The sequence below is a fragment of the Streptomyces thermovulgaris genome (assembly GCF_002155915.1).
Lineage (GTDB): Bacteria > Actinomycetota > Actinomycetes > Streptomycetales > Streptomycetaceae > Streptomyces > Streptomyces thermovulgaris.
Window position 1 is genome coordinate 1 of the sequence record NZ_MUME01000406.1, and the last position, 8,254, is coordinate 8,254.

The following is an 8,254-nucleotide window of genomic DNA, read 5'->3' on the forward strand; positions in this document are numbered from 1 at the left end:
GCCTCCCCGTCGTCCCCTCGTCGCCCCCCGTCCGCCCTGCGGCGGAGCCGGTGCGCGGCTGCCGTGGGCGCGAGGCCTGCCACAGAAGACATGAAGGATTTGGCTGGCCAGAACGGTCATCTTGTAGATTCATATGAAAGGAGGCCGTCAGCACCCCTCGGGTTTCCTCCGCGACGGCGGGCACGGCCCCAGGAAGTTTTCGAGACATGGAACGGCGGCGACGAGAATGCGGCTGCGCGCACTGCTGGAGACCGACGCGCTGGGCCTGAAGCTGCTCGGCGGGGAGGAGGAGCTGGACCGTACCGTGCGGGGGGTCATGACCACCGACCTGCGCGATCCCAGCCGTTATCTCTCCGGTGGCGAGCTGGTGCTCTCCGGGCTCGCCTGGCGCCGGAGCCCCGCCGACTCCGAGTCGTTCGTACGGATCCTGGTGCAGGCCGGTGTGGCCGCCCTGGCGGCCGGGACGGCCGAGCTGGGCGAGGTGCCGGACGACCTGGTGGTGGCCTGCGCCCGGCACCGGCTGCCGCTGTTCGAGGTGCACGAGTCGGTGGCGTTCGCGACGGTCACCGAGCACGTCGTGCGGCAGGTCTCGAGCGAGCGCGCCGGCGATCTCGCGGCCGTGGTGGAGCGGCACCGCAGGATGATGACCTCCGGCCCGGCGGGCGGCGGCCCGGACGCGGTGCTCGACCTGCTCCACTCCGACCTGGACCTGCGGGCCTGGCTGCTCTCCCCCACCGGCCGGCTGATCGCCGGACCCAAGGAGGCGGGCCCGGCGCCGTCCGCCCCCACGTGCGTCCGGCTGGCCGGCGAGCACCTGGCGGCCGGCCGCACCGGCCGTCCCGGCCCCCACCGGGTGACGCTGGACTCGACGACGTACTCCCTGTTCCCCATCCGCAGCACCGGCCGCTCCCCGCACCACGCCCAGGAGGCGGCACCGGACACGGCCCAGGACGCGCAGGAGACAACGCTGTCGGACTGGGTGCTGGCCGTGGAGGCGGACGCGGGCGACTGGTCGGCGGAGCGGCTGGACCTGCTCCACGGCGTGACCCAGCTGATCGCGGTGGAGCGGGACCGACGGGACGCGGCCCGCACGGTGCGCCGGCGGCTCGCCCAGGAGGTGGTGGAGCTGGTGCAGTCGAGCGCGCCGCCCGCCGAGATCGCCGCACGGCTGCGGGTCGCGGCGCCGGTGCTGCTGCCCGGGCTCGGGACGGCCCCGCACTGGCAGGTGGTCGTGGCCCGGATCGAGTGGGACGGCGGACGGGCCGAGGACGGGCAGGCCGTCCAGTCCCTGCTGGAGGAGCTCCTGGTCGCCCCGGACAGCACGGGTCCCGAGCCCTCCGACCGGATAGCGGTCGCCCACACGGGTGATGAGGCGGTCGCGCTGGTCCCGCTCCCGGCCGTCCCGACGGGGGACGACGACGCCGAGACGGGCCTTCTCGCCGAGACGCTCCTGGAGGCCGTGCGGGAGCCGCTGTCGGCCGGCCTGGACGGCGACGGACGGCTCACGCTCGGGGTCAGCGCGGCCGTGCACTCGGCGGAGGGGCTGCGCGGGGCGCTGGAGGAGGCACGGCACGCCCGGCGGGTGGCGGCGGCGCGCCCGGGGCGCGTCTGCGCGGCCGGCCACCAGGAGCTGGCCTCCCACGTCCTGCTGCTGCCCTTCGTCCCGGACGACGTGCGCCGCGCCTTCACCGCGCGGCTGCTGGACCCGCTGCGGGAGTACGACCGCCGGCACCGCGCCGAGCTGATCCCCACTCTGGAGGCGTTCCTCGACTGCGACGGCTCCTGGACGCGCTGCGCCTCCCGGCTCCATCTGCACGTCAACACCCTGCGCTACCGGATCGGACGGATCGAGCAGTTGACGGGCCGTGACCTGTCCCGGCTGGAGGACAAGCTGGACTTCTTCCTCGCGCTGCGCATGAGCTGAGCACCGGCGCGCGGCGAGCGGTGTGCGCCGTACGCGGGGCGCTGTCCGCCGACTTTGTGAATTCTTTCACCCGCCCTCTTGGCCGGGCTGTGGATTTCGTGCTGAGATGCCGCCACCACTCAAGGCTCGACGGCGTGCACGGGAGGGCAATGTGGCGCATACCGCCATGTCTGGTAACGGAACCGCAGCCGACGATCCACTCCAGACCGCGGTATGGCGGCTGCGCTCACGCGCATGCTGGGCCGACGCGGCGGCTCTGATCGAACCGACCACCCCCGCCGCGGCGCTGCAGCGGACGGAGCTGCTGGTCGAGCGGTGCCTGTACACCGAGGCGGGCTGGGAGGAGGCGGAGGACGCGCTGCGCACCGCCGAGGCGCTGGCCCACACCGACGAGGAGCGGGGGGCGGCGGCCTGCGAGCGCGGGTATCTCGCCTACTCGGCCACGCTGCACGGCGTACGGGACCGGGCGGACGAGGCGCGGGCCGCGCTCGGCCGGGCGGCGGCCCTGATTCCGCCCGGGAGCCCGAGGCGGGCCCTGCTGGACTTCCGGCGCGGACTGATCGCCGAGAACCTCGGCCGCTCCCCGCAGGCCGCGCGGGCCGCCTACCGCCGCGCCCACGCGGGCGCGCTCGCGCAGCCCGACCGGCTCCTGCTCTCCTTCACCTGGCGTCATCTGGCCGGACTGGCCCTGCGGGACGGCGAGCTGGCCGAGGCCCGGCACGGCTTCGCCGAGTCGCTGCGGATCCGCGAGGAGCTGGGCTACCTCGTCGGCACCGCCCCGGCGCTGGTGTCCCTCGCCGACACGGAGTCCGAGCCGGAGGCGTCCCGGCTGCGCGAGGAGGCCCGGCGGCTGTTCCGGCTGCTGGGCGGCGTACCGACGTGGCTGGCCCGGCATCTGACCCCTTTACCGCCGACGACGAGGACGGCGACGGCCTGACACCGGGCCGCGGGGACGGACGCCGGCCCTCACCGCGGGACGGGACACGCACCCCTGCCGTGCGCACCCCCGCCGTGCCGGTACGACGCCTCCCCGGGCCCTTCGAACGGTGCGGCACCGGGGAGGCGCGGCCGTCTGCGGGACGGGCTCACGCCGCTCCTTTGAAGTGCTCGGCCACCAGGGAGCGCACCACGTCCAGGTCCCGGGCGATCAGCGCGTCCAGCAGCGCGGTGTGCTGCGCCGCGTCGGCGACCAGATCGGCGCGGCCGGACCGCACCGGGCCGCCGACGAGCGGCCACTGGGCGCGGCGGTGCAGGTCCTCGGCGATCCGGACGAGCTGGTCGTTCCCGGCCAGGGACAGCACCGCGCGGTGGAAGGCCCGGTCGGCCTCGGCGTAGGTCGCCCGGCAGCCGGAGGAGGCGGCCCGCACACCGGCCTCGGCGAGCGGGCGCAGGTCGGCCCAGCGCTCGACGGGCACGGTACGGGCCAGCCGCAGCATCACCGGCACCTCGATCAGGGCCCGCACCTCGGCCAGCTCGGCCAGCTCGCGGGCGCAGCGCTCGACCACCCGGAAGCCGCGGTTGGGCACGACCTCGACGGCGCCCTCCAGCGCGAGCTGCTGCATCGCCTCGCGCACCGGGGTGGCGGACACCCCGAAACGCTCGCCGAGCGCGGGCGCCGAGTAGACCTCGCCGGGCCGCAGCTCGCCCGCGACCAGCGCGGTGCGCAGGGCCTGCAGGACCTGTCCGCGCACGGAGGAGCGCCGCACGGTGGGCCGCGGCAGGGGGCTCTCGCTGTGGGTGTGCTCACCGCGGACGCCGTGCCGGCCGGTGTCCGCGGACGAAACGCCCCGCTCCCGGTACGGGTCCGCGGGCGCGGGGGGTGACTGCCGCGGCATGCGCGACGCCGCGCCCGGCCGGGCCCCGGGAATGCCGGAGACCCGGGTGCCGGCGGAGTCCTGCGCGTCCTGCTTCACGGTCCTCCTCCGGGCTTGCGGCACTTGGGGTGCTTGGGGACATTACGGCGGCTTGTCACTCGTCCGTCAAGAACCTTAAGTGTTACGGGCCATGGGTTCACAGTTCGTCGAAGTGAAGTAAGGTAAGGCTTACCTCTAGTCGAGCGCGAAACGGTGGTCCGGCATGCCTGTGCTCCCTTCGGCCGTAGCGGACGCGTACGCCCGTCTCACCGAGGTCTTCCCCGGCCTCACCGTGACGGAGCTCAAGGACGGCGAACCGCTCCCGGACGGCGGCGACTGGATCTCGTCCGCCTCCCTCGCGGCGGGCGGCCCGGAGCTGGACGCCTTCCTGGCCCTGGACGACGCCCAGGTGCTGGAGGCGTACGGCACACGGGCCCGTCCGGACGTCGTGGCGAGCTTCGCCCTGCACCGGTACGCCTGGCCCGTCTGCCTGCTGTTCACCCTGCCGTGGTTCCTGCACCGCAGGGTGCCCCGCCTGCCGGTGACCCATGTCTCCGGCAACCGCCGCGCCGGCCACATCGCCGTACGTCTCACCGGCTTCGCCTGCCTGCCCGGCGACCCGGCGGCCGCGCTGCCCGGCGCACGCGTGGTGCGCGACGAGGAGGCGCTGCGCGCCGAGGTGCGGGCGGCGATCGCCGAGCACCTGGAGCCGGTCCTGGCCGCCTTCGGCCCGCGCATGCGGCGGCGCGGCCGCGCCCTGTGGGGCATGGCGACCGACGAGACCGTCGAGAGCCTGTGGTACATCGCCCAGCTGCTCGGCGAGCAGCAGCGGGCCCGGCGGGAGCTGGAGCTGCTGCTGCCGGGCGCGACCCGGCCGTACGTCGGCTCGGCCGCCTTCCGCGAGCTGACCGGGCCGAACGGCGAGTCGCTGCCCACCCGCAACCGGGTCAGCTGCTGCATGTTCTACACCGTGCGCCCCGAGGAGACCTGCGTCACCTGTCCGCGCACCTGCGACGCCGACCGGATCACCAAACTGGCGGCCGCCGCGGCGGGCTGAGCCCGCTCCGCACGGTTCTCCGCGGCCGTGGCCCCCATGGGTCACGGCCATTGCACACTTTCCCCGCCCCCGGCGGGAACTTTCCATGGAACCACTCTTACAGGCAGTCTTATTCGAACTCAATTCCCAACATTCAAGCGGTAGTTCGAGAATAACGCCGCCTCGGGCGCTCCCTTGCACCTCCTTGGCCACCTCTTGCTCCGAAACCCCCTGAGGGCCGGTGGAATTGCGCCACTATGACGGGCGTTACGCCCTATCCCAAGGCAAGGGACCCCAGATGAGACTGACCGACATATCGCTGAACTGGCTGCTTCCGGGCGCCGTACTGCTCCTGGGCATGCTGGCGGCGGTGGCGGTACTCGCGCGCGGCAGGCGCTCCGGGGAGAACGCGAGCGCGGACGACTCGTGGGAGCGCAGCGAACAGCGCCGCAGGCGCAAGGAGGTCGTCTACGGAACGGCCTCCTACCTCCTTCTGTTCTGCTGTGCGGCGGTCGCCGCCGCACTCTCCTTCCACGGCCTGGTCGGCTTCGGCCGGCAGAACCTCGGCCTCTCCGGCGGCTGGGAGTACCTCGTCCCGTTCGGCCTGGACGGCGCGGCGATGTTCTGCTCCGTGCTCGCCGTGCGCGAGGCCAGCCACGGTGACGCGGCACTCGGCTCACGGATCCTGGTGTGGACGTTCGCGGGCGCCGCGGCCTGGTTCAACTGGGTGCACGCCCCCAGGGGAGCCGGCCACGCGGGCGCGCCGCAGTTCTTCGCCGGCATGTCGCTGTCCGCGGCCGTCCTGTTCGACCGCGCGCTGAAGCAGACCCGCCGGGCCGCCCTGCGGGAACAGGGCCTCGTACCGCGCCCGTTGCCGCAGATCCGGGTGGTCCGCTGGCTGCGGGCCCCCCGGGAGACGTACAAGGCCTGGTCGCTGATGCTCCTGGAAGGCGTGCGCAGCCTGGACGAGGCGGTCGACGAGGTGCGTGAGGACAAGCGGCGGAAGGACGAGGCCCGGCGGCTGCGGCGCGAGCAGCAGCGCATGGAACGAGCACAGCTGAAGGCGATCAGCCGGGGTCACAGGGGCTTCGTCGGCCGCGGCGGCCGGCAGGTGGAGGCACAGGCCCTGGAGCCCGCCTCGGCCCCGGCCACCGCGGAGCCCGCCATAGCGGCGGCGGAGCCCCTGCCCGTCCGTACGCGCCCTTCCTTGCCCGTCCGCAAGGGGACTGACCCCGTCACCGTCGATCTCACCGCGGAGGACGACACCCTGGCCCTGCCGCGCCTGGACTCCTTGGAACGCAAGCTCAAGGACCTCGAGCAGCAGTTCGGGTAGGTCCCGTCGAGCGGATCAGGCCCTGGCCCGGAACCGGTGAACGGGTGTGGGGGCGTGGTCGTGCGGCCGCGCCCCCACACCCGTCTCACGCGGCGTCCGCGTCCAGTTCGAACCACACCGACTTGCCGACCTCGTGCGTGTACACGCCCCAGGCGTCCGCGAGGGACTGCACCAGGAACAGTCCCCGGCCACCGGTGTCGTCGCCGCCGCCGGACGCCCGGACCCGGGGCTTGCGGTCGACGAAGTCCCGTACCTCCACGCGCAGTCCGCGCGGTGACACCGTGGCCGTCAGGACGGCGTCGTCGTCGGTGTGCACCAGCGCGTTGGTGAGCAGCTCGCTCGTGAGCAGCTCCGCGACCTCCGACGTCCCGGGGCTGCCCCAGTGACGCAGCAGCTCGCGCAGGGCCCGGCGCGTCTCGGGCACCGCCCTCAGATCGGCCCGCCCCAGTCTGCGCCTGAGCCGGAGCGGCGAGCGCCGCTCCCCGAAGCCGTCCTTCCGTCCCCCCTCCGCCGGAGCCGAGAAGGCCCCGATCACGGTGGGACCGCCCCCTCCTGCATGCCTCTTCATGGCCCCCCGTCCGCGTGTCGACGTCGGTTTCCCTCCAGCTCGAACACGTTCACGGAGATCCTTGCCCGATGGGGCACGGGCCAGTCATGCCGCACGTTCAACAACCGGGTGTTCGGACAACAATCGGCGAACTTGGCCGAAGTGCGACGCTTTCGAAGGCCGGCGCTCGCCTTCCTTTTCTTCTTTCCTTCCTCTTCCCCTCACCCCTTTCCGCCCCTTAACCCCTTTTTCTCAACTTTCCTGCCTTTTCCCGCCTTTCCTGTCTTTCCTCCGCCTCTTTTCCCGTCCCTCCCCGGCCGAGGGCGTCCGCGGACGCACGGCGCGCGGGCGGGCACGGGCCCTGTGGCCCCGAAGTCCACGGGCCCGTGCAGGCGTGGGCCGCGCCTCACGCCTCCCAGACGGCCGCGAGCGTACGGTCGTCCCCGTCCCCCGTGTCCCGGGGCCGGGCGTCCACGAGGAAGGCGGCCGGGTCCGGAGGAATCGGGTCGGACCAGCTCTGTGCGAGGCGGGCGCACAGCTCGGGCTCGCTGCGCAGTGCGTCGGCCAGGCCGGCGGTGCACATCAGGAGCCTGTCGCCGGGCTGGGCCAGCGAGGCCCGGAAGCGGAAGGGTTCGCGGGGCGGCTCCGGGGGCAGGTCGGAGGGGTTCGGCGGGACGGTGAGGCCGAGGTTCATGGTGGCCCGGTCGCCCTCGGTGGTCCCGGAGCCGGCGGCGGGTTCGCCGGACGCCTCCGTCCGGGGCACCCGGGGTTCGATGTCGTGCCACGTGCCGCCGCGCAGCCGGAACAGTCCGCCCGCACCGACGCCGAAGAAGATCCGGGCCCGGCACTCGGGGTCGGCGGGCAGCAGCAGACAGCGCAGGGTGGCCGTGTACGCGTCCGGGTCGAGGCCCCGTTCGACGGCGTCGACGCGGAGACGGCCGAGACTGCGGTCGGTGAGCCGGTGCAGCCCCGACTTCAGGTCGCCGCGCCGGGCCGCCCGTATGTCCTCGACGAGCCGCGCATGGCTGCGGCCCACGGCCTGGGCGATCCCCCGGCACGCCCCGGCCGCCGCACGGTGCGCGCCCGGCGTGCCCCGGGCCCCGGTGGCCATCGCGACGAGCACGAGCGCCTGCTCGCCCGTCCCGAAGCGCGCGACGAGCAGGGCGTCCCGCCGCGGCTGCCCCTGCTGCCGGGCGAAGTCCCCGCGGACCGAGGCCGCCCGCAGGGCGCAGGTCCCGTGATCGGCTCCCTCCAGCACCGTGTCCGGCACCAGGTCGCCGAGTTCCTCCGGATCGGCGAGCGGCAGGGCGATGGGCGCGGTGCCGCAAACGGGCGGGCGGGCGCCGGCGGGCCCGGCGGCGGACGGCGGACCGCGCGAGCCGGATCCCGCGGAGGGAGGCTACGGCCGGGCCAGGCCCGACTTCAGGCCCGCCCCGCACAGCGGCACCACCGCCGACCTGCCGCCGAGGGCCCCTTCCCTGACGGCCGCCCAGCAGACCGCGCTCGTGGACTCCACGTAGAAGCCGCGGGAGGCGAGGTCCAGCTGGGCGTGGCGGATCTG

7 protein-coding genes and 1 pseudogene are annotated in these 8,254 nt (G+C 74.2%); 4 read left to right on the forward strand and 4 right to left on the reverse strand.

Annotation, left to right across the window (positions count from 1 at the left end):
* Positions 1-226: 226 nt before the first annotated feature.
* Positions 227-1,924, forward strand: coding sequence for a PucR family transcriptional regulator (locus CCN35_RS25325; RefSeq protein ID WP_067397663.1), 1,698 nt, complete (start codon positions 227-229; stop codon positions 1,922-1,924).
* A 166-nt stretch (positions 1,925-2,090) separates the two neighbouring features.
* On the forward strand, positions 2,091-2,861 hold the full coding sequence (locus CCN35_RS25330) for a hypothetical protein (protein ID WP_067397662.1): 771 nt from the start codon (positions 2,091-2,093) through the stop codon (positions 2,859-2,861).
* A 148-nt stretch (positions 2,862-3,009) separates the two neighbouring features.
* On the opposite strand, the gene CCN35_RS25335 is transcribed toward CCN35_RS25330, so the two are convergent.
* Positions 3,010-3,837, reverse strand: coding sequence for a GntR family transcriptional regulator (locus CCN35_RS25335; protein WP_245863457.1), 828 nt, complete (start codon positions 3,835-3,837; stop codon positions 3,010-3,012).
* 163 nt (positions 3,838-4,000) lie between these two features.
* Here CCN35_RS25335 and CCN35_RS25340 point away from each other — a divergent pair, with 163 nt between their 5' ends.
* Together CCN35_RS25340 and CCN35_RS25345 are read left to right on the forward strand one after the other, a co-directional pair.
* A complete protein-coding gene (locus CCN35_RS25340; RefSeq protein ID WP_067397660.1) occupies positions 4,001-4,834 on the forward strand; it encodes a (2Fe-2S)-binding protein in 834 nt (277 codons plus the stop codon).
* Between the two features lie 277 nt (positions 4,835-5,111).
* The gene (locus tag CCN35_RS25345) at positions 5,112-6,146 is read left to right on the forward strand and encodes a DUF2637 domain-containing protein (RefSeq protein WP_067397659.1); all 1,035 of its coding nucleotides are present in this window, start codon (positions 5,112-5,114) and stop codon (positions 6,144-6,146) included.
* Between the two features lie 85 nt (positions 6,147-6,231).
* Here the strand turns inward: CCN35_RS25345 and CCN35_RS25350 are convergent, their stop codons facing one another.
* The 3 genes and pseudogenes from CCN35_RS25350 to CCN35_RS29745 form a co-directional block, all read right to left on the reverse strand.
* Entirely contained in the window at positions 6,232-6,714 is a 483-nt protein-coding gene (locus tag CCN35_RS25350; RefSeq protein WP_067397658.1) for an ATP-binding protein, read from the reverse strand.
* 385 nt (positions 6,715-7,099) lie between these two features.
* Entirely contained in the window at positions 7,100-7,963 is an 864-nt protein-coding gene (locus CCN35_RS25355) for a protein phosphatase 2C domain-containing protein (RefSeq protein ID WP_245863459.1), read from the reverse strand.
* A gap of 129 nt (positions 7,964-8,092) precedes the next feature.
* Positions 8,093-8,254 (reverse strand): annotated as a pseudogene (locus tag CCN35_RS29745) (threonine synthase); the annotation flags it as partial.

Coding starts and splice junctions, on each gene's coding strand:
- CCN35_RS25325 (WP_067397663.1), top strand. CDS start 227: ATGCGGCTGCGCGCACTGCTGGAGACCGACGCGCTGGGCCTGAAGCTG.
- CCN35_RS25330 (WP_067397662.1), top strand. CDS start 2,091: ATGTCTGGTAACGGAACCGCAGCCGACGATCCACTCCAGACCGCGGTA.
- CCN35_RS25340 (WP_067397660.1), top strand. CDS start 4,001: ATGCCTGTGCTCCCTTCGGCCGTAGCGGACGCGTACGCCCGTCTCACC.
- CCN35_RS25345 (WP_067397659.1), top strand. CDS start 5,112: ATGAGACTGACCGACATATCGCTGAACTGGCTGCTTCCGGGCGCCGTA.
- CCN35_RS25350 (WP_067397658.1), bottom strand. CDS start 6,714: ATGAAGAGGCATGCAGGAGGGGGCGGTCCCACCGTGATCGGGGCCTTC.